This window comes from Paenibacillus sp. FSL L8-0436 (assembly GCF_038593025.1).
GTDB lineage: Bacteria > Bacillota > Bacilli > Paenibacillales > Paenibacillaceae > Paenibacillus_AQ.
The window spans coordinates 5,486,521-5,510,388 of record NZ_CP151955.1; the positions used below are offsets into that span (position 1 = coordinate 5,486,521).

General features: G+C 38.6%; 20 protein-coding genes and 1 pseudogene. 10 read left to right on the plus strand and 11 right to left on the minus strand.

The window, feature by feature from the left end; genetic code table 11:
- The first annotated feature begins 2 nt into the window (after positions 1-2).
- The 6 genes from NSS79_RS25165 (at position 3) to NSS79_RS25190 (ending at position 6,419) form a co-directional block, all read left to right on the plus strand.
- Positions 3-980 carry an NAD-dependent epimerase/dehydratase family protein gene (locus tag NSS79_RS25165; RefSeq protein WP_342436609.1) on the plus strand — a complete coding sequence of 326 codons (978 nt, stop codon included), beginning with the start codon at positions 3-5 and terminating at the stop codon, positions 978-980.
- Positions 977-2,071 (plus strand): DegT/DnrJ/EryC1/StrS family aminotransferase, encoded by a 1,095-nt coding sequence (locus NSS79_RS25170; RefSeq protein WP_342436610.1) that lies wholly within the window; start codon positions 977-979, stop codon positions 2,069-2,071. The genes NSS79_RS25165 and NSS79_RS25170 overlap by 4 nt, the downstream gene beginning before the upstream one ends.
- A gap of 204 nt (positions 2,072-2,275) precedes the next feature.
- Positions 2,276-2,938 (plus strand): glycosyltransferase domain-containing protein, encoded by a 663-nt coding sequence (locus NSS79_RS25175; RefSeq protein WP_342436611.1) that lies wholly within the window; start codon positions 2,276-2,278, stop codon positions 2,936-2,938.
- A 183-nt stretch (positions 2,939-3,121) separates the two neighbouring features.
- Entirely contained in the window at positions 3,122-4,069 is a 948-nt protein-coding gene (locus NSS79_RS25180; protein ID WP_342436612.1) for a hypothetical protein, read from the plus strand.
- 12 nt (positions 4,070-4,081) lie between these two features.
- Positions 4,082-5,404 carry a UDP-glucose/GDP-mannose dehydrogenase family protein gene (locus NSS79_RS25185; RefSeq protein WP_342436613.1) on the plus strand — a complete coding sequence of 441 codons (1,323 nt, stop codon included), beginning with the start codon at positions 4,082-4,084 and terminating at the stop codon, positions 5,402-5,404.
- A 1-nt stretch (position 5,405) separates the two neighbouring features.
- On the plus strand, positions 5,406-6,419 hold the full coding sequence (locus NSS79_RS25190; RefSeq protein WP_342436614.1) for a GDP-mannose 4,6-dehydratase: 1,014 nt from the start codon (positions 5,406-5,408) through the stop codon (positions 6,417-6,419).
- A gap of 23 nt (positions 6,420-6,442) precedes the next feature.
- Here NSS79_RS25190 and NSS79_RS25195 read toward each other — a convergent pair whose 3' ends face one another.
- From NSS79_RS25195 to NSS79_RS25205, 3 genes are all read right to left on the minus strand, one after another.
- Positions 6,443-8,995: a glycosyltransferase gene (locus NSS79_RS25195; RefSeq protein WP_342436615.1), complete on the minus strand. Its 2,553-nt coding sequence runs from the start codon at positions 8,993-8,995 to the stop codon at positions 6,443-6,445.
- A gap of 170 nt (positions 8,996-9,165) precedes the next feature.
- Positions 9,166-9,909: a glycosyltransferase domain-containing protein gene (locus NSS79_RS25200; protein ID WP_342436616.1), complete on the minus strand. Its 744-nt coding sequence runs from the start codon at positions 9,907-9,909 to the stop codon at positions 9,166-9,168.
- Positions 9,910-10,013: 104 nt separating this feature from the next.
- The gene (locus NSS79_RS25205; RefSeq protein ID WP_342436617.1) at positions 10,014-11,354 is read right to left on the minus strand and encodes a nucleotide sugar dehydrogenase; all 1,341 of its coding nucleotides are present in this window, start codon (positions 11,352-11,354) and stop codon (positions 10,014-10,016) included.
- A gap of 245 nt (positions 11,355-11,599) precedes the next feature.
- On the opposite strand from NSS79_RS25205, the pseudogene NSS79_RS25210 reads away from it, so the two are divergent.
- Together NSS79_RS25210 and NSS79_RS25215 are read left to right on the plus strand one after the other, a co-directional pair.
- Positions 11,600-11,796 (plus strand): annotated as a pseudogene (locus NSS79_RS25210) (transcriptional regulator); the annotation flags it as partial.
- On the plus strand, positions 11,786-11,962 hold the full coding sequence (locus NSS79_RS25215; protein ID WP_342436618.1) for a hypothetical protein: 177 nt from the start codon (positions 11,786-11,788) through the stop codon (positions 11,960-11,962). The pseudogene NSS79_RS25210 and the gene NSS79_RS25215, both read left to right, overlap by 11 nt.
- A gap of 62 nt (positions 11,963-12,024) precedes the next feature.
- Here the strand turns inward: NSS79_RS25215 and NSS79_RS25220 are convergent, their stop codons facing one another.
- Entirely contained in the window at positions 12,025-12,999 is a 975-nt protein-coding gene (locus NSS79_RS25220) for a glycosyltransferase (RefSeq protein WP_342436619.1), read from the minus strand.
- A 107-nt stretch (positions 13,000-13,106) separates the two neighbouring features.
- On the opposite strand from NSS79_RS25220, the gene NSS79_RS25225 reads away from it, so the two are divergent.
- Positions 13,107-13,544 (plus strand): hypothetical protein, encoded by a 438-nt coding sequence (locus tag NSS79_RS25225; protein WP_342436620.1) that lies wholly within the window; start codon positions 13,107-13,109, stop codon positions 13,542-13,544.
- A gap of 770 nt (positions 13,545-14,314) precedes the next feature.
- On the opposite strand, the gene NSS79_RS25230 is transcribed toward NSS79_RS25225, so the two are convergent.
- The 3 genes from NSS79_RS25230 to NSS79_RS25240 all read right to left on the minus strand — a co-directional run bounded on the left by NSS79_RS25230 (position 14,315) and on the right by NSS79_RS25240 (position 18,274).
- On the minus strand, positions 14,315-14,809 hold the full coding sequence (locus tag NSS79_RS25230) for a hypothetical protein (protein ID WP_342436621.1): 495 nt from the start codon (positions 14,807-14,809) through the stop codon (positions 14,315-14,317).
- A 154-nt stretch (positions 14,810-14,963) separates the two neighbouring features.
- On the minus strand, positions 14,964-17,777 hold the full coding sequence (locus NSS79_RS25235; RefSeq protein ID WP_342436622.1) for a starch-binding protein: 2,814 nt from the start codon (positions 17,775-17,777) through the stop codon (positions 14,964-14,966).
- A 281-nt stretch (positions 17,778-18,058) separates the two neighbouring features.
- Positions 18,059-18,274, minus strand: coding sequence for a hypothetical protein (locus NSS79_RS25240; RefSeq protein WP_342436623.1), 216 nt, complete (start codon positions 18,272-18,274; stop codon positions 18,059-18,061).
- Positions 18,275-18,855: 581 nt separating this feature from the next.
- On the opposite strand from NSS79_RS25240, the gene NSS79_RS25245 reads away from it, so the two are divergent.
- Positions 18,856-19,719, plus strand: a complete 864-nt coding sequence (locus NSS79_RS25245) for an AraC family transcriptional regulator (RefSeq protein WP_342436624.1) — start codon at positions 18,856-18,858, stop codon at positions 19,717-19,719.
- A gap of 314 nt (positions 19,720-20,033) precedes the next feature.
- Here NSS79_RS25245 and NSS79_RS25250 read toward each other — a convergent pair whose 3' ends face one another.
- The 4 genes from NSS79_RS25250 to NSS79_RS25265 all read right to left on the minus strand — a co-directional run bounded on the left by NSS79_RS25250 (position 20,034) and on the right by NSS79_RS25265 (position 23,807).
- Positions 20,034-20,600, minus strand: coding sequence for a helix-turn-helix domain-containing protein (locus tag NSS79_RS25250; RefSeq protein WP_342436625.1), 567 nt, complete (start codon positions 20,598-20,600; stop codon positions 20,034-20,036).
- Between the two features lie 77 nt (positions 20,601-20,677).
- Positions 20,678-21,289: an N-acetyltransferase gene (locus NSS79_RS25255; RefSeq protein ID WP_342440435.1), complete on the minus strand. Its 612-nt coding sequence runs from the start codon at positions 21,287-21,289 to the stop codon at positions 20,678-20,680.
- 906 nt (positions 21,290-22,195) lie between these two features.
- Entirely contained in the window at positions 22,196-22,543 is a 348-nt protein-coding gene (locus tag NSS79_RS25260) for an alpha/beta hydrolase fold domain-containing protein (RefSeq protein WP_342436626.1), read from the minus strand.
- A 211-nt stretch (positions 22,544-22,754) separates the two neighbouring features.
- Positions 22,755-23,807: an LLM class flavin-dependent oxidoreductase gene (locus NSS79_RS25265; RefSeq protein WP_342436627.1), complete on the minus strand. Its 1,053-nt coding sequence runs from the start codon at positions 23,805-23,807 to the stop codon at positions 22,755-22,757.
- Positions 23,808-23,868 lie beyond the last annotated feature (61 nt).

Genomic DNA, 23,868 nt, shown 5'->3' on the forward strand with positions numbered 1-23,868 from the left:
CTATGAGGCCTAAAATAAAAAATAGCACAATATTAGTTACCGGCGGTGCGGGATTTATAGGGAGTCACTTGGTAGAACAATTAATGATGAATGAAGCGAAACAAGTCATAGTTGTTGACAATATGTTTTTAGGAAACAGAGAAAACTTATCAGACGCATTGTCCAAGGGAATGGTCTTATATGTAGATGATGCCGAATTAAATGGCTCTCTGGAATATATAATTGAAAAACATAAGATTGATATTGTTTTCAACTGTGCCACTAAGGCATTGAATTATTCCTTTATCAATCCATCGAATGCCTATATGACAAATGTGATCGTTTTAAATAATCTGCTTGAGTTACAGAGAAAAGGAGCATTTAAAACACTCTGTCACTTTTCATCATCTGAGGTTTATGGCAGCGCACAATATGAGCCGATGGATGAACAGCATCCGATACTTCCAACTACGGCCTATGCTGCAGGCAAGGCCGCTGCTGACACCATGTTACACAGTTATGTTAACATGTTCGGTCTGGATGCGTTTATCGTAAGACCCTTTAATAATTATGGTCCTAGGCAAAATTATGAAGGCCCTCTATCAGGAGTGATTCCTGCAACGATTATGAAATTGTTAAATGGTGATCCTCCGGAAATCCATGGAACCGGTCTACAAAGTAGAGACTATATTTATGTAGTAGATACAATCGATTCTATAATCAAGGTTTATGATGTGATTAAACGTGGAGATTGTGTAAATATTGCAGCCGGTAATCACATTGCAATTAAAGAAATTATCTTAAAAATATCAAAAATCCTCAATTATAAAGGTCCAATTTTATATAAAGATTGTCGACCGGCAGATGTAGCCTGTCATCATGCAGGCAATCAAAAGATCAAGTCGATGATTGATTTTAATTTAGTGGATTTTGATGAAGGGTTATTAAAAACGGTGCGATGGTATAAAGAAATATATAACAAGAGGAATGTTCTTAAATGATAAAATTAATAAAACCTTATATTACCTTTCAAGAAGTTGAAGAAGATTTCAAAAGAATATTTGAATCAGGAACTTTTACCAAAGGAGAATATGTAAACAAATTCTTACAGGAAATAAAAACTTATTTAGGAGTCGATCATGCCTTCCTGACCACCTCTGCGACTACAGCATTGACAATGTGCTTAAAATCACTCGGAATAGGATTGGGAGACGAGGTGATCGTATCCGACTTTTCTTTTCCGGCAACCGTAAATGTTGTAGAGGATATCGGAGCGATGCCAATCTTTGCGGATGTGGATCAGGATACTTTCAATATGAACTCGGAAGAACTAGAAAGGAAAATAACCAAAAAAACAAAAGCAGTCATATTCGTGGATGCGTTCGGAAACCCAAGCGGAATATCTAAAATAAAAGGGATATGTGAAAAACATCAAATACCGTTGATTGAAGATGCTGCTTGTGCCATCGGGAGCAGTGAAAATGGAGTCAACGTAGGTAAAATCGCAGATCTTACCTGTTTTAGTTTTCATCCCCGGAAATTGCTTACGACTGGCGAAGGAGGAGTGATTACAACCAATAAGAAAGAAATCGCGGAAATTATGAGTGTTAAATTAAACCATGGAGCGATTGTCCGAGAGGGAATGGCTGACTTCATTAATTATGGATATAATTACAGACTATCGGAGCTTCAAGCAGCAATGGGAATAAAACAATTAAATAAATTAGAATCAATTGTGAAAAGTAGGAACAGTATAGCTGACGAGTATAAAAAGAGACTCCATCTTTTAGGTTTTAAAAGGCAAAATTCGCTGGACAATGTGATTCATAATATTCAATCCCTCGTTTTTATGGTTCCCGAAGGGATGAATAGAGATCATTTAATCGCTTATTTAACGGAAAATGGAATTGAATCCACAATAGGAACGTATTGCCTGAGCAATACAACTTATTATAAGAACAAGTATAATAGTGTTCAGCCAATTGCAAAATATCTTGAAAAAAATACCGTAACTCTTCCTTGTTATGATAACGTGGATCACAAATATATTAGCAACATAATAGAAAAATATGTGAGGACTCTCGAGGATTAAGCAGTCCAATGGGTGGCTGCCGATTTCTTCTATTTGAAAACACCCGTCAAGGCTAAATGAACGCTTCGTGGCCTTGACGGGTTTACGGTCCTGGACAACTACTCCAGCTATTTTCGGACAACCCGTCCCATCCTCTTTTGGACATTATGTGGTACGTAGTTATCTTAAGCGATCATTCGCCAATAGACTCGAGGAGGGCATACTATGAAGGTAGTTGTTTATACTTCATTATTTGGTAATCATGATTCCGTTAAAGAACCCTTATATATAGATAAAAGTGTGGATTATATTCTGTTTACGGATGACCCGAGCATAAAGTCTGAAAATTGGACGATTAAAGTATTGGAAAAACAATTTGAAAGCCCAAGAAAAATGGCTCGTTTAACCAAATTGTTATCTCATAAATTTCTACCAGAACATGACCTAAGCATTTATTTGGATGCAAATTTTAAATTAAAAGCAAAAGATATTTATGAGATGATAGTGGAATGTCTAGAGGGCCAAGATATTGCCTTATACAAGCATCCAAGACGAAACTGCACCTATCAAGAATTAGAACACTGTTTAAAAGTCAACAAAGTAAGCACCGAAATTGCGGACCGTGTAAAAATAAAGTATCTAAATGAAGGATTTCCTCGTGATTATGGATTATTTGAGAGTGGATTTATTATTAGAAAAAACACGGAAAAAATAAACCAATTGAATGAACTTTGGTGGAACGAAATCGCTACTGGAAGCGAACGAGATCAGTGTTCTCTAGTGTTTTGTCTGTGGAAATTGGGAATCACTACAAATGAAATCAAAATTGGCCAACAAATTCGTATAAATCCCTATATCATTGGGTATAAACATAAAAATAATTCATAAAAACGCGATCGGACGATGCATTACCATTAGCTGAACGCGTCCACTCGCCCCCCCCCTACAAGATGCACACATCCTTCCTGCCTTTTCTTGAATATATTTTGCAGACCGTTTAGGCATTTTAATTAAGCATAACAAAATTTAACGCATATTATTATATGAGACTATTTTGGAAGGGGAGTAAAAGTGGAAAATAATCCGATTAAGATAACATTTATCCCCAAAAGAAGGCCTTTTATAAAAAATGCCACATCAAGACTTCGGGCTTTATATCTAATAGATCATCTTCAAAAGTTATTTCCCAACAAGTATATAGCTAATCTTGATGATCCGGAGAATGCTGACATTATTGTTGTGAATCAATCCGCTTCACAAGAAAATTTAATAAAAATTCTAGATCAAAAAAAAAAACGAAAGGTTTTTCTCATCTATGATGTGGTAGGACGGCAGTACGATGATGCCAGAGAATCATTTAACCAAGTTGCGCAGCAAGCTGATTTAATTACTGTTGCAAATGAAACTCAAAAAGCGCGGATAGAGGAATTGAAGCTAGGTAAACCTTGTTGCATTTTGAATGATGGTATCGATTATGTTGAACAATTGAACCCTTCCCTTTCACCGTTTAACGGAAAAGTGGTTTGGTTTGGTAATCACCAACTAGGTAATTTAGAATCAGCCATGTGGGCAATTGATTATATATCTGCGCAACCTAAATATTCAATAGGTGTTATAGGCAATAAAGACATTAAATTAGACAATGTTGAGTTAATAGAATGGAAATATGAAGGATTTATTAATAATCTAAAACGTTATAGTCTATGCTTTTTGTCTCACGATAGTTTGGAAAAACAAAAGAGCAATAACAGATTGCTAGTGACGATTGCAAATGGTATTCCCACAATTGTATCAAATTCTGCTGCTTATTCTGAGTTACTTCGTAAGTTCAAGTTAGATTATGCCATTGTCAATAATGAAAATGAATTACAAAAGGCTCTTTCCATCCTTAGTGATGAGGAACAAAGACAAAAGTATTTAAGTGAGATACAGCCTTATATTTTAGAGAACTACAATTATAATGCTGTAGCAAAAAAGTTTGATCAGATATTAAATCTCTACTACTTAAAAAGTATATAAGAGGTGTAATTAATGTCCAGAATTGCCGTAGTAGGTACAGGTTATGTTGGTTTAGTGTCGGGAGCAATCCTGTCAGACTTTGGCCATAAAGTTACATGTGTTGATATTGATCAAAACAAAATTGCTCGTTTAAAACAAGGTATTATTCCCATATATGAGCCAGAATTAGAAACAATGGTCGAAAAAAATTATTATTATAAACGACTATATTTTACAACTAATATCCAGGATGCAGTAGAAAAAAATGACATTATCATCATTGCGGTTGGAACACCCCCAGCAGATGACGGAAGTGCTGATCTTCAATATGTTCTTACTGTTGCCGAGAGTATAGCTACTTACATGAATGGATATAAGGTGATTGTCAATAAGTCGACTGTACCCGTAGGAACAGGACAAAAAGTCAAGTCACTGGTGCAAGATGCTCTAAACGAAAGAGGGGTAAACTATACTTTCGACGTAGTTTCAAACCCTGAATTTTTAAGAGAGGGATCTGCAGTTAGAGACTTTACTCATCCCGATAGAGTAGTTATCGGTGCTGAGAATGAAAAAGCTATCAATCTAATGAAAGAAGTATATCGAGTCCTATATATCAATGAAACTCCTTTTGTCATAACGAACATTGAAACGGCAGAAATCATTAAGTACGCATCAAATGCCTTTCTTGCCATGAAAATTACCTTTATTAATGAAGTAGCTAATCTTTGTGAAAAGGTGGGGGCTGACGTTCAAAAAGTAGCTAAAGCAATGGGAAAGGACGGACGCATCTCCCCCAAATTTTTACATGCAGGTCCTGGTTATGGAGGAAGCTGTTTTCCAAAGGATACCAGATCTCTCGTTAAAATTGCCCAAGATAGCGGTGAACCTCTCTCTTTAATAGAAGCTACTATAAAAGCTAATGAAAGACAAAAGCTTAAAATGGTAGATAAGATCGTGGATGCTCTGGGTGAAGTTGAGGGAAAAACTATAGCGGTTCTAGGGATTACTTTTAAACCTAATACAGATGATATGAGGGAAGCACCTTCATTAGTCATCTTACCAGAATTAGTGAAGTATGGTATAAAGCTAAAGGTATATGATCCAAAAGGACGTGAAGAAGGTACATGGCGTCTTCATGATATAAAAGATAACCTGATTTGGTGTGAAGAAACTTACGAGGCTATTACAAATACGGATGCTACTTTGATTCTCACTGAATGGAATGAATTCAGAAACCTGGATTTTGATAAATATGATGAACTAAATAGTGGAAAGTATTTCTTTGATTTTAGAAATATTTACGATAAACAAGAATTAACTGGAAAAGGATTTAAATACTATGGTGTAGGTGTGTAAAATGAATTTAAAACCTGTAGATAGCACAAAAACATATCTTGTTACAGGTGCAGCCGGCTTTATTGGTATGCACCTTTCCAAAAAGTTATTGAGCATGGGTTGCAAAGTAATAGGATATGACAACATGAACGATTATTATGACGTGAACCTTAAACTTAGCCGTTTAAACATATTGAAGAAATTTGATCATTTCACTTTCCATAAAGCAGATTTAATTGACAGGGACTATCTTGAAAACTTGTTTTCAAAAAACAACATTGATATAGTAATCAACCTAGCGGCACAAGCAGGTGTAAGATATAGCATTGAGAAACCACATGTTTATATACAATCCAATATTGTGGGATTCTTCAATATTCTCGAGATGTGTAGACACCACAAAGTAAGCCACCTGCTTTATGCTTCCTCAAGTTCTGTGTATGGTTCTAATCAAAAGATACCATTTTCAACAGAAGACATGGTTGATCAACCCGTTAGTTTATATGCAGCTACAAAAAAGTCTAATGAACTAATGGCACATACTTATAGTCACCTTTATAGAATACCTGCAACCGGATTGCGTTTCTTCACAGTTTATGGTCCGTATGGAAGACCTGATATGGCATATTACTCTTTTACAAAGGCTATTATTGAAGATAAAATGATAAAAGTATTTAATAATGGAGATATGTACCGGGATTTTACTTATATTGATGATATTATTGAAGGTGTCACTAGACTTATAGAAAACTCTCCTGCAATATTTAATAAAACCTTACCCTACAAGGTTTATAATATTGGGAATAATAAACCTGAAAGATTAATAGATTTAATTCAAGCGATTGAACATTCAACTGGAAAAAAAGCGATTAAAAAATATTATCCAATGCAAGCTGGGGATGTGTACCAAACCTATGCTGACATAAAAAATTTATTTGAAGATGTAGGCTTTAAACCAAATACATCAATTGACGACGGTATCAACAAATTTATAACCTGGTATAATCAATATTACAATCAAGTGGACATGAATTAGGGAATTGACTTATGTGTATTCTGTCAATTCCCTTTTTCTTTATTATTTAACATATTATCGAAAAATCGATACTGCGAAAGACTTGCTTTTTCTATCGAATAATTTTTAGCAGTTTCTATTCCATTTAAGAAAAATTTATTTCTTATACTTTTATTTTCTACTAAATAACTTATAAAATGAATAACCTCTTCATTATTAGCAGTATCAACTAAAAAACTGTTGTATCCATGTACCGCATATTCATATATTCCTCCTATCTTTGGAAGGATAGTAGAGCAACCAATTGCCATTGCCTCTAATCCTGAACGTCCAAAAGCTTGATAAGTTGATAAATCAATAAAAATATTGGAGTCTTGTAAAAGCTCTGCAACTTGTTCCCTATGGAGTATCCCCTGATTTTTAAAATCAAAATTCAAAGGAATATTTAAAGAGTTCAATTCATTATCAGAGCAACCGAATATAGAAATTTCTATTTTTGAATTATATTTTTCTTTTATCGCTTTCAACACATTCATTGTTTCTTTAGGCGATCTTCGAGGAGTTTTTGGCCTGACCATTGCCACAATATGAACAACATCTTTTTTACGATTATTTATTGTCACTGCAGGTTTAAAAAGCATGTTGTCTAAACTCGGAGCAATTTTATAAACCTCAATTCCATGATTTTCTTTTATTATATTACGGATCCAATCCGTTTTGGCAAAAGCATTATTATTTAGAATTAATGTATAAGATTCTATCGCTTCTTTATACCAATGATGATCTTTATCAAACATCAATGGTTCATAATCTTGTATATAGTAGGAGGGTTTTATATAGGGGTGACATTCGATGATGTTTTTTAACATTTTCACCGTTGTAAATACGGTAGCTACTACGATGTCGAAGTGTTGAGAAAGGCGAATTAACTCATCTTGATTTTTATAATAAACACAAAACTCATCAAAATTTAAGTATTTTTCAGAAAATGGAATCTTATAGTTAAGATTGTTGGCTATTTTTGCATTTACATTCAATGTACGAAGTCCCATTGTTTCCTGTACAACTGAGTGTGATCCCCCATCTCCTCCTTTTGTTGGCAAAATAAATAAAATCGAGATATTACTTCTTTTTAAATTTTCACCGTTTTCTATCGCATTTTCAACTTTTTTCCTCAAAGTGTTTAGTTCCTTATTTTCTTTTAAAACTGTCATACAATCTCTTATTTTTTTACTGGAATACTTTCTGCAAATTAGCTTATCTGCTTGTTTTTTCAACAATTTTTTTTGGTCACTCGTGTAACTACTAGATTTATAATGATACACGTAACAATCATCGGCTACTTTTAGTTTGAAGCCAGCATTTTTTGCTCGGATACAATAATCATTTTCTTCGCCATATCCTTCCGAAAAAGTCTCCTGATCAAAATAACCAATTTTATCTATAACCTCTCTTTTAACCATTAAACAAAATCCATTTAAAAGTGGAACCTCTGGATAACATTTATCTGACCGGTTTTCCACTAAATTTGACATTTGTTCCAAGTTCATTTTTTCCGGGAGTGAATTTTTTGCCCAATCATTTTGTTCAAACAATTTTGGTACGGATTGCCAAGAAGCTGCATTGGAAAGAGGACCTGCTATACCTACAGCTTTCTCAGATTCCATACATGCAATTAGCTTTTCTAACCAGCGAAGTGTAACGATTGTATCACTATTAAGTAACACACAATATTTAGAAGATGATGCCAGCAACCCTATATTAGCGGCAATTGTATATCCTTGTGCATAATCATTTCTAATAAGCTTACAATTATAGACTTCAGCATATACCCTTAAAAATTTACTTGTTTCCTTGTTACTGCCATCATCAACTATAATAATATTAAAGGTTAATGTTCTCTTAGCAATTAATGACTCGAGACATACTTTTACTTCCTCTAAAGCATTATGCACACAAATGATTACATCAATTTCTTCAGTATTAGTTTCATTACGTTCATCATTACTTATTAGATTTTGCTTATTCAGTCTGTCTTCTTCTAAAATTAAACTTATTAAGCCCGGTTTTTTTTCAGTCATTCCATTATTCATATTCTCGTAAATTTGTCTCCTTGTTCTAGCATAATCCCAAATTCTAACATTAGTAATTTCACCAATAAAAAAACCGTAATTACTCAGACCCCCGATTATCCCTGAGGCAAAAACATTTGTTTTCAGGCTTTTCAAACCCATTTTTCTAATCTCACCATTAATAAAAAGATATGGGGTTTTATCACGATAAACAATTGCAATGTGAGTCCAGTCAGTAATACTTGTTTCATATACTAAAGTAGCTGGCAGATGATTTGCTGTATGTTCAAAAACTGAAACACCATTCGTCCCTACTGACACTCCTGTTCCAGCATACTCATTATCGCCCCCATAACCAGCTGCAATAACATACCTTTGATCTGAAATACCTGAAGCACCTATAACTGACTCTTTTCTAATTTGATGAGTTGCTTCAGGCTTAACCCAGAATTCATATGTGAAGTTATTCATTACTTCCTTAAATATGGATTGAATTGTTAATTTATCGCTACCACCGAACCTCATTTTATTATCACCCTTTTTCTTTGACCATTAGCATTGCATCGAGCTGTCCATGCAAGTAACAGTCACTTTCGCTTAGAGAGCCCCCTCCCCGGCTGGCTCTCACTTATTAACTCATGGCTCTATCCCACCGAAATATTCATTCTTCGTGACTTTAATACTTCGTATTGACATTAGATCAAAGATTTTTTTTGATTTGTCTCATGATCGTGAATTCTCCATTTGAAGTATTTATTGTCCCTAATGTAATCATCGAGAATAGAAAAAGGGGTATTATACTTCCAAGCGATATAATTAAAGCTCATCTGATCTCTTTTACTGAAGTTTTCAACTTCATTCCACCAAGCGTCCATTGTTTCTATAATTTTCGGATCATTGTGTCTCCTTAGAATTACTCCAGTAGAAATAAGGCCATTATTTTCTGGGTATCTCTCTTTTTCATATTTTTCAGCTTGGGCAAGAATGACATTTTTGTCATCTTTGTTTCTCCGTATGCAAACTTCTGCCTCTTTATATATGCAGTTTCTTCCATCAGAGTGCCTAAAAAAGACAAGTGAAGATTCCTTCAAATAACTTTGCAGCAACTCGTGTAGATCTCCAACGATAGTAATATTTGCATCTACCCATACACTGTAGTTATAGTCTTGAAAAAACAAGTGCGGTTGTATTTTTACATATCTTGCCTTTCTTGTCGAATCAAGATTCTCACGCGGGAAGGGTATTATCTTCCAAAAATTTGATTTTATATCCGGATTATCAGTGAAGCATACATAATCAAATTTATCGGATTTATACTGGGGTTCATAAAGATTGTCATAATTAGCTGTGATAGCAGTATAAACGACAACTTTATTTTTATTAATTTGACCGACTGAAGTACCTACTTCAGATTGATATATTATTTTGTTTTGCTCCATTAGTAAATACCTCCAGTATGTTTGCTAATCTAAACGTGTACCACTTACACAGCGTCTGCTAACGCAAAAGTTCTGAGCCAGGTACCTGTTATGCTGAATGAAGCTCAGCAACCTGGAGGAGAATCTCCGATCCTTACAATGTTAGGTGTATCTATATTTTTAAAGGCATTTCTTGTATCCATAATTAAGTTGGAATTTTCCGAAATCTCGTGGTAGTTATAAACATTATGGTTTGTTAATAAGATAATACAATCAAAATTACGAAGATTTTGATGATCCAATTCAATGGAATGTACAATATTTCCTTCATTATCTGTAAACTGGGTTGCATAAGGATCATTGTATTCAACTATAGCGCCCATTTCTTTTAATGTATGATAGATCGAAAGACTAGGAGATTCCCGTAAATCATCAATATTCGGCTTATACGCCATGCCTAGTAATAATATTTTAGAGTTTCTGACAGATTTATTAACCTTATTAAGCGCTATTTCAACCTTATTTAACACATACTCCGGCATATAATGATTTATTTCATGTGCTAATTCAATGAAACGGCTATAAAAGTTTAATTCTCTTGCTTTCCATGATAAGTACATAGGGTCAAGAGGAATGCAGTGTCCTCCAACACCAGGGCCAGGAGAAAATGGCATAAAACCAAAGGGTTTTGTACTCGCCGCTTTAATTACTTCCCATATATTTATTTCTAATTTTTCGCATAACAACGCCATTTCATTAATGAATGCAATATTCACACTGCGAAATGTATTTTCTAAAAGCTTACTCATTTCGGCTATCTTAGGGGAAGAAACAGTCACAAGTGATTGAATGGCATCCTTATATAACAAGGTTGCTATTTCAGTACAGAATTGTGTTTTTCCTCCAATTACTTTTGGTATGTTTTTTGTATTATATTTGCCATTACCAGGATCTACTCTTTCTGGAGAAAAACAAAGAAAATAATCCTCACCAGCTTTATATCCTTTTTTTGTCAATTCATATTCGATCAATTCCTCTGTTGTACCCGGATAAGTAGTACTTTCTAAAATAATGAGTAATTCTTTATGCATATATTGTTTTATTTCTTCAACTACTGATTTTATATACGACATATCCGGGATGTTATCCTTTGTTAAAGGAGTAGGAACACAAATGTTAATAGAATCTAAAGATAAAATTACTGAAAAATCATTTGTAGGAATAAATTTTTTACTGTTTATCACTTCGTGTAAATCTTCTTTATTTACTCCTGAAATATAGAAATCCATGTTCTTTAATCTACTGATTTTTTCTACATTAATATCAATTCCATAAACTTGGTAACCTTTTTTTGATAATTCAATTGCTAAAGGCATCCCTACATAGCCAAGTCCAATTACGCCAACTTTAGCCTTTAGGGAAATTAATTTTTCTTTTAAATTAGAATATGGTGAGTTCTTCTCCAATTCTAAAACCTTCCTTCTTTCTACATTTTTTTCTTATAATTACATTATTCTTCAGTTAAAATGGATTGAATGGACTTCGTGATCTAACAGGCTTATTGTAACTAGTCATGATTATGGATACCCTTGTCAATCAATATCGCCCCCCCTAGTGCTGTATACTTTCATACTATGTATTGATAATCAAAACGTAATAGGATATAAGACTAAATTTAGCGTGTGAATTAGTCTCATCTAATTCGTATGTTGTTTTTAATGTGGCAAATATCATCGGATCCCCGCTTGCAACGGCATCGCATCATCTTAGGACGCTAAAAAAATAAACCTGGTTAAATACCGCAAAGAAGGAAAGCTGGCGTTTTACTCCCTGGTAGATGAACGTGTGCGGCAGCTGATTCAGCTTGCTTCTACACATAGTCAGGAGTTGATGACAGTTGGAAAATAATACACAAAACGAAGATGAAGAAGGACTGAGGGAAGTCAAAGTCACGGGGGGAGGTGGGGATTTTTGGAACTGGAAGAGCGAAAGCGTCCGCCCGAAAGCTTTCCGAAGGAAAGCTCGCATCGGAGCATATGCTGTCTCCGGATTTTATCCGCTAGAAGCGGTATAAATCAGGAAATCCGGAGACAACAGCGGCTGGATGTCCAAAACATTCGCCGTAGTTACGGCAATTTATGATTGAACCTTCATCAGCAAATGATCGATTCGATGCTGAAAGGTGTGTGAAGTCAAAACGCGTTTTCTTGCTTTTATAGCCATTTGTCTGCGTTCTTCATCGTGTGCAATATAATAATGAATCTTCTCAAGTAAATCATTCTTATCTTGGAAAGAAACAATTTCCTTCCCTTCCTCAAAATGTTGTACCAGCTCTTCTTTAGAATCAATAAGTTGAAATACTTCGCAACTGGCAGCATCAAAGGTACGATTGTTGATACTTTTGGCAATAATGCCAATACGATTTTTATTGTATTTCTCATCAGAAGGACGGTGGATATTTAAAACAATTTTAGAACCATTATAATAATTCACAACGGTTTCGGGCTTTACCCAGGCGTTCACTAAATTTAAATCTCGATTTAAATTTTTGTTCCATTCATTATTATGTTTGCCCCACCCTCTCCCAACGATTTGAATTTGATAGTCTGTTCTCTTTAACAAGAATTCAATAAGCTCAATTCGATTACTATATGGTACTCCTACTAAACAAATATCACTTGTAAACTCTTCAGAGACTAGTGTGGAATGAAACACTTCTGGATCTGTTCCTAGCGGAAGATGATAAACATTTGGACGCCCAAGTCTTTTATATTGTTCTAATGCAGCTTGATCAATGGTGAAAATGTAGTCGAAATAAGTGATGAGCGGAATGGTCCAATCCATATAATAAGGGTCTTCCGTCAACCAAATGGCCGACTTTACTTTTGTTTGTTTTAAGAATTCTAGTGTTGGTTTGGAAATTTTCAATCCGGCCATTGCTAAAATAAGATCTGGCTGCAAAGATTGTTTCTTAAGTTTTAATGCATCAAAACCATTATTTAATGTAAAAGATTCACAATAGTGGCCTGCATTCTGAAATGCTTCTACTATACTTTGTTCAAAAAAGTAATAAACTGCTCTAAAACCTGAAGTAATAAAAAGAATTTTCATTTTTCTTCCTCCTTTGTAAATTAGAGTTTTTAGTTAATAGGACATTGACACAAACATAAAATAAAATATGCCATATGCTGATTAATAAAATAAGTGGAGGTGAACATATGGCACATAGCTTAGTTGAATTCGTTAGAAGTACCCAGACGAACCTGGATAACGGAGTAAATGTTCCAATTAATGCAACAGCAAAGTTGATATTAGAATTTGGAATTAATGTTCCGACTGCAACCAACTTCATAGAACTTACTACTACAGTAGGTTGGCAGGTGACGAACGTTTTTGCTACACCGCCTGATCAACCCAAACTCTCCCTTCAGATCCTTATGGATGGAGTCGTTGTTGGTAGTGCTGAACAAGAGTCCATTTCAAATGATGAAGATGAACCGCTTGAAATGACCACAGCGTTCCATTCCATTCTTACGAATGTATCTGTAGGGTTTCATGCAATTCAAGTGTTTGCCTCAAACCCTGATGATCTCCAGGGAGATATCACCATTACTGGTCCAGTCAATATTACTGGAAAAGTTTACGCGCCTGCATAAACTTATTATGCTTCCTGGGCTGACTCTGTGCGGCTAAGAAGATTTCCAGCAATGACTCAGTAGACAAATTAGCATTTCCCGACCCATACTTTTATTAATCAAAGTAAAAACTCCTATGTAGAAGTCTTGTTTGTTTTAGGGAACAAACAAAGTCAATATCTTCTACTATAGGAGTTTTTTAGAAAATGAAGAGAAATGATTCCCAACGATCACCTTCCATCGAGTGAAATCCATAATATACTATATATTCATCCGAATGGCGGCATATGCTAAAACAGTTGAACATTTAAACATATTTTCATTAGCAGGGACCCGCCTGATGTTGTAGTTTCTTATCTTTATTGTTACTACTAGTCTATAATGTCCCCGGGGTTGCAGCCCCAATCGGTCCCACAGCTCACTTTCCCCACCAAAATCAGGGCCATTGGGCTCATTCCGTGGCGATCAACGGACGCTTAAGCAATTCCCATCCGGTAATGCGTCTGATAGCCGGGATGGTAACGGCCGCCCCATCCTTCCACCTCTGGATGAATCAGCCCTAAATCAACCAATAATATCTTTCCGTTTCCAATTTGATTAGAATGGGCCACGACCTTATTCACACTGGCAAGATAGTTGTTGCAATATACTCCTCATCATCAATCGGCGTAGAATAATCGTTTTGACCCAAATTAATGACAATTCCATCAGGAAAATACCGGGAAAGTCCCATGGCGCCGTGTCTTTGCCGAGGGTCCCGAAAAAATGCTCCGGCAATCCGCGCCTGTTCCCTACGGCATCCTGCCAAACGCCAATGCCGCAAATGGCCATCGGGCGATCCCGTCCAATACGATTTCAACATAGTCCTGGCCGCCCGGATGGCGCCAATCGTCTTTGGAAGGGAACTGGACGATTTGCTCGAACTCCTTAATATTGTCATTAAAGGCAACAATACCGAAAGCGCTGAGTCCGGGATTATGGGTACTGTATCCGGCGAGCAGGCGCTCATGTCCGGCACTGTCCTTGGCGGTCATCAAACCGAACACCCAAGCTATTCCGGCGCCGTCAGGTAGTTGCGGCACCAAGCTTTTGACGAAACCGTCCTCTTTTGTGAAATAGTCCAGATTCACGCCGGCGTCCGGATCCAATCCGCCGTTTTGCGGCATCTGAGAAGTTGCTCCCGTCACACGGAAGTTCCCCAGCGGATATGCCGGTCTGTCGGTATCACCCCAGAACCAATACAGCTTATCTTTGTACGTGATCGTCTGCACAGCATCCCGTCCCATTCGTTACCATGCGGTTTATCAGTCCTAAAGCTCTTATTCATCTGGCTCATAAGAATGTCTTCAGGGCAAATATTAAGAATGCTTATGCCTTCTTCTTAAATTCACTCTAACCGGAACGCTGATATGCGGCGTACCGGCTAGAGTTATAAACTAACTAGTTGTGGAAATATAAATCTACTGCAGGGCTTGAGGCTGATACTGTATAGGTGTGATTGTCACCGCCTTCCCAAACCACGTTTCCGCTGCCGTCTTTTTTGATCGCCTTAAACTGAATAGACTTACCTACTGGAAGGTTAATCGTGATCGTCCAATCCGGGTGATTCGGATTGGATGCCGGTCCGATTGCTTTTGCCGGATCCCAGTTACCAAGCTCGGCAATATTGCCGCTAATATATAGCTTCTGTCCCAGATTAGTTGAGGCATCTTTAATGGTAAACGTGACCGGGACCGTGCTGCTTTCCGGTTGCTGGCCTGCAACGATACCGTCCTTGATCCAGGAATTTTGCGTTACCAGGTATCCCGGCTGCTCCGATACCGGGATTTGCTGTCCATTGCTGTTGAAGATCACCTTTGCTTGATTCCAACCACTAATTTTGTAAGAATACCAACCGCCTCCTTCATTAGTCATTGCCACACCAGGCCAGGCGGCTCCCTCTTTTTTCGGTGTTACCGTTTCGTCATAGTAATATATGTTTGGTGTACCCCATGATGAAGGTTTATAGTAATGAACGGTAATATCCTTTGACGACGTCTGTTTCGTAAAAGTGTACGTTGCCGTTGTTGATGTTTTTGCATTAGCTGCCACTACAACGAGGCTGTATACCGTTCCGGCAGCATCACCCGCTCCAATGGTGATTTTCTGCCCGGAGGTTATGGGTACAGCAGCACTGCCATTCAAAGTGTAAGTAGCGTTATTTGCGTTCTGATACGTAACAGTTACTCCAAGGCTGTCTCCGCTGAAGGTTCCTTCCGGCTGGTCAATGGAGATAGTTGGTCTAACGACATCCGGATTTTGTGAATAGATCGCACCATCCTTAATCCACTTCTCTCCGCTTATCGAATAACCTTCCTGCTCGGCTCCCGGGATCTGATTGCTTCCGGAATTAAAGATTACTTTGGCCTGCCGCCAACCGGATATGGAATAGGAATACCAGTTGTCGCCTTCACTGGTCATCGCAGTTCCCGGCCAAGCCGCTCCTTCTTTCTTTGGAGTCACAGTAGCGTCATAATAGTAAATATTCGGTGTACTCCAGCTCGAAGGCTTGTAATAGTGGACTTTCAGTGCGGCGTTAGCATCATCTTTGACGAAAGTATAGGTTTTGACCGTTTGGCCTGCTGAATTGTTTGCCTTAATTTTCAGAACAAAGGAAGTGCCAAACGACGCGCCTGCGCCTAGTGTAACCGTATCGCCAGATCTGAACACAGTTTCAGTAGCATTATTCACCGAGTAAGATGCGCTGTCTGCATTGCTTAAAGTCATTTTGACTGCCAAGGTATCCGTATAGAAAGAGCCTTCTGCAACATTAATTGAAATGGTTGGCGTTGGCGTTGCAGCTTCATACAACACGGCAATTTTTCCGCCACCCAGATTTCCGGTGATTTTTCCGCCTGAGACAGTAAACGTACCGCCACCACTTGCCTGGTTAATATAGGTACCGCTTGCAAGATTGGTGTTCGAATTGATATAGGTGTCCCCACCAAGATTAACAATAGTCATTCCTTTGGTTCCACGTTCAATGAGCATAATTTGATTGCCTTGGGTTCTTAAATATTCACCTTGGCCCGCCATAGCGTTATGGAATTTGTTGACTGCCGTTACGTCTGAATCCTGCCATAGCGTACTTCCGACCTGACCGAGGGTGCCGCCTCCAACCGGTCTGTCAAAGAACAGTGAGGTTGTCTGTGCACGGGCCGCGATGATTGACCATCCCATTTTGATTTGCCAATCATTCATGCCAGTCGTTTCTTTGCTGTCGTTGGCATACGTATCATGAGATTCCACCCAAGTTACCAGTTTCGACGGATTCACATCATTTGCATTGAACGATGTGGCACTATTTACATTGATTGCGCTTCCAAAACCAACTGCATTTCTAACATTATGCCCGTAGGTTGGAGCCGCCAGATTGATATAGTTCGCATAAGCCGCGAAACGGTCTGCTCCTCCTTGCAGCACTTCACCATAAATATACAGGTTGTTTTTATTGTTTAGTGAACCCAGCACACGGGGCCAGAAGTTTGAGGCTGAGCCATTTGGATCATCGGGCAGTTCAATATGCTTCGCTGCGTCAAAACGGAAACCGTCCGCCCCAAGAGAAATGGCATCATTCAGGAAATTGATGATCATATTCTGCAATTCTTGATTCGATGTATTCAAATCCGGAAGACCAATGCCCCACTGGGTAACCTGCCATCTGTCGTTCCAGTTTTCCACTCCTCTGGCTTCATGCCAAAAATAAGGATTGTTGCGTATCGCCGGATCGACATTTGTGCCAGGTATATACGTACTGCTGCCACCACCAGCATTGCTTGTATGATTAGCAACCACATCGACAATGATGCTGATACCGTATTTTTGGGCTTCGTCACACATTTTTTTGAATTGATCCCTTGATCCGAGTTGAGTATTACCTACCGAGAAGTGTGTTGGCTGGTACAGGAGCCACCATTTACTACCATCGGTCGAACCTTCCTTAGTGGGTTGAACGGGAGAAGTTTGTACAGATTTAAAGCCTGCAGCAGCGAGCGCCGGTAAATTTCTAGTTATGTTATCAAATGACCAGTTCCATGCATGAAAGATGACACCGTCTGAAGTTTTACTTGGCAATCCGTAATCCGCTGCCGCCTGCACGCTACTATCATTTGCAGCTAGAGCGTTATTCTGTGGAACCGCAGTCAAGCCAAAGGTCTGCAACAACAACGCGACAAACAGAACGATGCTCCATAGTGATCTTGCCCTTCTCTTCATATCACACTCTCCTCTATAATTATTTATTTACAGCCGCTGAAACTGGCTATAAAACAAGGCTAATGCTAGATGCTGGAAGTAATGAGTTTATGTATTCGCATACAAAACTAGGATATAGAATTGGACTTATGACGATTTAATACTAGAAGCTATAGTGGAGATGAGGTAGCGAGAACGTTTGCACAAAGAGCAAAATAATCTCCGATTTATTATTTCACATACACCCGTATATTGTTAACAGGTAAGGATTTTTTGAAAATCCCTCGCTTTCCAGTGACCTATTAAGCCAAAGCTATTCTAAATTCAAATTGGTCCCTCCTATAATAAGTATCATCAATATTAACACTATCCTCACTCCACTCTTTTACCAATCCTCCATAATTCACAATACAAACGGCCAGATCACCTCGGCGCTCAAAGACGGCCACAGGTGCCTGAGTATTCGCAGCCCTAGAAAAATCATTATCTGTCTTTAGAACTTTGTATACGCTAGTCACCACAATCACTCCTCCGTAATAAAATACACCCGCTATAATGAGTAATCGTAATCCGTAGCCGCCTATACGCTACTAGCATTTGCAGCTAGAGCATTATTTCGTGGAACTGCAATCAAGCCCCATGTCTGCAACAACAACGCGAAAAGCCGAACGATGCTCCATAGTGATCTTGCACTTCTCTTCATATTACACTCCCCTCTAAAATTATGTATTTACAGCCTGAAACTGCTATAAATCAGGACTAATGCTAGACGTGAAATCGCTGAATTTATGAATCCGCTTACATATTTAGAATTTTAAAATGGTTTTATAACGATTTAATACTAGAAGCTAGAAAAGAAAGAAGTGGAGATGAAAGTGAGAACGTTTGCGCAAATAGCAAAAAGGTACGACGGAGATTTTTCGTAATTACTCCCTTCTATAATTAGTATCAATAATCTGAAGCCCACCGACTCCTCTGTAAATTTCGCTCTCAGTTAGATTATAGTTTTAGTCTTTGTTCTTAAACCTTGATTTTAAAGCCATAAAATAGGATGATAGGGACAAATGTACATAAATCCCAGGTGAGAGGAGTGTTCCGAATGAAGAGTGTTTATTTAAATTGGTTTACGTCCGACGAACAATTCAAGTTCTATATTCAGTACGGTGGACATCAGGAAGACATGTATATGCATAATCATGTTGATTTCTCCGAGCTCGTTATCGTTCTGCACGGAAATGCTACACATATTGTCAATACTGAAGAATTCTTTATTAAAAGAGGGGACGTTTTTATCATTGACGGTGCTACCTCTCACGCCTATAAAGCCCCTAATAATTTCCGAATTTGCAATGTTATGTACAAATCTGAGTTTCTGAAATTGGCATGTCCTGAACTGAGAAAATCAAACGGTTTTCAGGCTCTTTTTATTTTGGAGCATCCCTATCTAAATATCCAATATTTAACAAGAAAATTAAGTTTACCGATTTCACATTTAGACTATATCTCATCACTCCTGGATTTCATGATAGAGGAATATAACCGTAAATTGCAGGGATATCAGACGATGCTGCGTTCACGGTTTATGGAGCTCGTCGTACATTTGTCCAGGCAGTATGAGAAGCAGGAAGGACAAGGGGTTCAAAGCAATTTAATGCATTTGGCAAATGCCATTTCTTACATGGAGGATAACTATCTGGAGTGGCTTTCACGTGAAGAAATTGCAGCGAAATCGAATATTTCCGTAAGGCATTTGAACCGGATCTTCCAATCCTATTATCAAACGACACCCTTCGCCTATCTTCAGCAGCTTCGCTTGGAACACGCATGTATGTTATTGAAGAAGACAAATCTCCCTATTTCAGAAATATCCTACAAAAGTGGTTTCAACGACAGCAACTATTTTACCCGCCAATTTACCAAGGCCTATGGCATGTCTCCAAAATTATACCGCAAGCATATGTAAGCGTTATCTTTTTTTATTTATTACGTCTTCATACCCAATCATTTTATAGTACGTGGTTTAGGAGATCGACATGCGAAAAAGGGCAAGAACCCAGCACTATCTACCCCAACTAAATAAGCTACCAAACATAAAATAAACAATATAATAAAGCTGGCATGGTTGGTTATTTTGTGTTAAGAGTATATCTGTTATTCACCCGGAGCTACTATACGATTTTTACGCCGGTTCCATTTGATGTTCTTGAATAGATTGTGCCGATGAATTATCACCAGTTCAGCCCGGTTAACTTGTCTGACCCGATCTATGTCGCGATCTCATTTAGTCTTGAAGCCATTATAAAACGTATCGACCACAAGTGCCGCAGCCGACTTTCTAGCAATTTGTCCGTCAATCACCTGTTGCCATGTCAGAAAAAGGATTGAATACAGAACATCTATAATCCACTTCGAATTAATATCATGGCGGAGATATCCCTTCTGTTGTAGCATGCTGATCGCTTTCAGTGCTGGTTCCCTTAGCTTTTGATCGGCACCTTCAATGTCCGGGTTATAATTCACAGAGGCATCATGTCCTAGGAAATAAATCTTATCACCAAGTGGAATAAGCGCTTCAATTAATCTCGGAAAATAATCCTCACAGTTTTCTTCAGTAAGTGGAATTCCCTCAATTGTCGCCCTTACGACTTCAATGGCGCGGAACCCTAGATGAATCATCAACTGTTCCCTACTCTCCACATAACGGTGCAACGTAGCAATTCCGATCCCTGACGCGTCAGCAATTTCACTCATGGAAGCATTTGGCTTCTCAATAAGCAACTTCGTTGCTTCATCCAAAATGGTGTTCAGCCTCGTTTGTTTGTTTATAGGCATTTCTTTTTTCATTCAGCACACCCCAATAGTATATTTTGTCTTTTTGGTTCAATTACAACTTATTTGATAGTATACCATCACCTAGCCGGTCAAATAGTTAGTTTTTTGACCATTCTGTACAACGACACAGAGGGTTTATTCACTTCCGATGTAATTTCATAGCCGAGTCTGGAGTATAATTTGGCCGCGAGATGATTCTCTTTTTTGACCGTCAGAGAAATTACGCTATAGCCTTTTTTTATCGCCTGCTTTTCCGCATGTTCAATGAGCTGGGAGCCGATACCCATTCCTCTGCTTTCAGGTATTGCCGCAAGTGTAGCGATATGATATTCTCCTTCGAAACCTTCTTTCAGTGAAATTGTAGAGAAAAAAGCTCTCAGATGCTGAAGATTGTAAGCGATCAGGCCTAATTTTCTGTATGAAAACAGTTGTTTCACCGTTGACGAGATCAATTGTTCCAGAACGCTAATGGGTAAGCACGTGATCATTCCTAGCGTTTTATCGCCCATTTTCGCCTCAAAAGCATATTCATGACTGAATCTATTGCGCTTAGAGTGCCATAGCTTTTGGAAGGTCTCTCCTACGATGCTTTGGTTGCTCGAACCTGCAATCGTATGCGCTAAATCTCCAACTGCCATTAAATTAAGGTAAGCTCCATCAAGTGAATGCGGATTGGCTGGTACAATTGAAATGACTGTTATCATAATCAATGCTCCTATCGATTGGTTTATATTGTTTTCTAATGATGTAATTCATTTATTTATTACTTCTATCCCTTATTGTCGTTATTTGATCAATACATGATTTAGAGCTTCAATATACGATATTAAAATATATCATTTGATAGTATACACTATCATTTATACACATGGTACTTCACTTAGGTGTATTTAGTCAAGTTACACTTTATTTTATGGAGGAATAACGAAATGCCATGACGATTGGTAGCTTAAATCTACCCTTACCTATACTCTGACTCATAAAGTGTAAATTTATGCATTTTATAGTAGATTTCATTCATAGTATTTAATGTTTCTTGTTGCCACTCTATCTGGACGGTGAGCAATAGATATCAGTTGCCGTGACATTCAATTCAACACCATTGTGAAAGCTGTTCCCGCTAAGCTTACTAGTGATTTCTTCAACAAAACCTGCAGACATAAAAGTGATCCCGCTGGTACTCCTTACTGTATTTCCGATAATTTTGGATAGGGTACTCTTGGGGAATGTGAGGCTAGCATCTGCCGACTTTTATGCAGAATCCTGTAAATGGATGTCGGCTGCTCCGGTCTACGTCTCCCATTTCTCACAGGTATGGGAAATCCGGTTCCGGTTTTAGACTGACCCTAGAAATTGAAACAGCGATAGCAAAGGACCGAAAAATAAAGTCCTAGACTGTCGCTGTTTCATTTAACTAACGTTTCCCGTTAGAAACGTGATCAATATCTTCTATTTCATAGCTGTCACTGTTATCGTGTGTGCGATGAATAATGCGGGTGGATAGACATCAACCTGGGAACGATTATTATTCTATCGGGTGCATATCAAATACCCCGATCCAATTCTGTTGTTCTCACTGATAATAACTACAACTTGATGATCCTCCATCAACAAAGACCCCTTTTGGATGAAGTGCTCGGGCCATCGTTCTCCTCGCCCAGATACATGTTCCAAGCTGCCGAGTTGTCCATTCGGTTCCAGATTGCGCCTTTTTCCGTAATCTCATGGCTTGACGGCGTGATGTTACGGTTGTCAAGCATCGGGTACAACGGCATTTGGAAGATAATAGACGGTCCTCCTTTATCACGTGCCATCAGCGCGAGTGCTGCTGTCAGCCCGCCGCCACCGCTTGCACCGGCAATTGCCACCCGATTCACATCAATGCCAAGCAATTCCGCCTCCTCCGTCGTCCATATCAGGATGTCCCAACACGTATCCGCCCCCCGTGAATCCATAGCATGGCTGGAAGCAAGTCATCCGTTCGCCTCTGATCTCTTCACGGGCGCAGCCGATACTAAGCTCCTACTCCACACTAAATTCTCATCCAATTGAAACCCTGGAAATTGTGAATATACCTCTCTTAATTCTGGTAGTATACGTGTTTCTATACTCATGAAAATCCCTACAAATAAAATCGTTCGTTCACGTTTTCCCCATAGATAAACCTTATTTCATTTCAGCTTCCCATTTGGCAATTCCCTCTCGTACTCGTGGAGCAACCTCTGTACCGAGCAGTTCTATAGCCCGCATAACCAACTCATGCGGCATCGTGCTTAATGGGACATACATCATGAAACGTGTAATCCCTACATGCTTGCGCAGATGGATGATTTTTTGGGCGACTGTTTCCGGATCCCCAACATACAACGCACCATCAAAGCGTCGGGCAGCATCATAGCTGGAACGATCGTAATGCCCCCATCCCCGCTCTTTGCCGAGCTTATTCATGCCGTATTGGGTAGACGGAAAAAAGAGTTCCGCCGCCCGTTCTGTATCTTCTGCGACGAATCCGATTGAATGTGAACCCACCTGAAGCCGCGATACATCATGCCCGGCGTGGGCTGCCGCTTTTTTATACAGTTGTACAAGCGGCGCAAAATTCGCCGGGCTTCCACCAATAATAGCCAGGACCATTGGCAGACCCAGAAGGCCTGCACGTACGGCTGAATCTTGGTTCCCCCCGCTGCCAATCCATATGGGTAAAGAGGACTGAATGGGCCGCGGGTACACACCCAGATTATGTATCGCTGATCGATGGCCTCCTCTCCATGTTACTTTCTCGGATTCCCGTATTTTCAGAAGCAGTTCAATGTTTTCATTAAATAATTCCTCATAGTCATGTAAGTCATACCCGAACAACGGAAAGGATTCAACGAAGGAACCCCGGCCCGCTATAATCTCGGCACGTCCATTGGAGATGCCGTCAAGCGTGGCAAAATCCTGAAACACTCGCACAGGATCAGCTGATGAAAGGACCGTCACAGCACTCGTTAATCGAATCCGTTTAGTTAGGGGGGCAGCAGCAGACAACACCACTGCTGGTGAAGAAGCTGCATAATCTTCCCGATGATGCTCACCTATACCGAAAACATCCAATCCAACCCGATCGGCAAGAACGATTTCTCCGACGACTTCGCGTAATCGCTGTGCATGACTCATCACAATTCCGGTCTCAGTATCAGGCTTTGTTTCTACGAACGAAGTAACGCCTATTTCCATGGTTCATCTCACCTTTTTTTTGTTTTTTCTCCTGCAATTTGCCGAACAGAATCGGCTCAAC

What these genes read in the sequence shown, in the direction of transcription:
- NSS79_RS25195 (WP_342436615.1), bottom strand. Translation starts at nt 8,995, where the DNA reads ATGAGGTTCGGTGGTAGCGATAAATTAACAATTCAATCCATATTTAAG.
- NSS79_RS25185 (WP_342436613.1), top strand. Translation starts at nt 4,082, where the DNA reads ATGTCCAGAATTGCCGTAGTAGGTACAGGTTATGTTGGTTTAGTGTCG.
- NSS79_RS25175 (WP_342436611.1), top strand. Translation starts at nt 2,276, where the DNA reads ATGAAGGTAGTTGTTTATACTTCATTATTTGGTAATCATGATTCCGTT.
- NSS79_RS25260 (WP_342436626.1), bottom strand. Translation starts at nt 22,543, where the DNA reads ATGGATTCACGGGGGGCGGATACGTGTTGGGACATCCTGATATGGACG.
- NSS79_RS25235 (WP_342436622.1), bottom strand. Translation starts at nt 17,777, where the DNA reads ATGAAGAGAAGGGCAAGATCACTATGGAGCATCGTTCTGTTTGTCGCG.
- NSS79_RS25170 (WP_342436610.1), top strand. Translation starts at nt 977, where the DNA reads ATGATAAAATTAATAAAACCTTATATTACCTTTCAAGAAGTTGAAGAA.
- NSS79_RS25245 (WP_342436624.1), top strand. Translation starts at nt 18,856, where the DNA reads ATGAAGAGTGTTTATTTAAATTGGTTTACGTCCGACGAACAATTCAAG.
- NSS79_RS25165 (WP_342436609.1), top strand. Translation starts at nt 3, where the DNA reads ATGAGGCCTAAAATAAAAAATAGCACAATATTAGTTACCGGCGGTGCG.
- NSS79_RS25225 (WP_342436620.1), top strand. Translation starts at nt 13,107, where the DNA reads ATGGCACATAGCTTAGTTGAATTCGTTAGAAGTACCCAGACGAACCTG.
- NSS79_RS25200 (WP_342436616.1), bottom strand. Translation starts at nt 9,909, where the DNA reads ATGGAGCAAAACAAAATAATATATCAATCTGAAGTAGGTACTTCAGTC.
- NSS79_RS25220 (WP_342436619.1), bottom strand. Translation starts at nt 12,999, where the DNA reads ATGAAAATTCTTTTTATTACTTCAGGTTTTAGAGCAGTTTATTACTTT.
- NSS79_RS25250 (WP_342436625.1), bottom strand. Translation starts at nt 20,600, where the DNA reads ATGAAAAAAGAAATGCCTATAAACAAACAAACGAGGCTGAACACCATT.
- NSS79_RS25190 (WP_342436614.1), top strand. Translation starts at nt 5,406, where the DNA reads ATGAATTTAAAACCTGTAGATAGCACAAAAACATATCTTGTTACAGGT.
- NSS79_RS25230 (WP_342436621.1), bottom strand. Translation starts at nt 14,809, where the DNA reads ATGGGACGGGATGCTGTGCAGACGATCACGTACAAAGATAAGCTGTAT.
- NSS79_RS25265 (WP_342436627.1), bottom strand. Translation starts at nt 23,807, where the DNA reads ATGGAAATAGGCGTTACTTCGTTCGTAGAAACAAAGCCTGATACTGAG.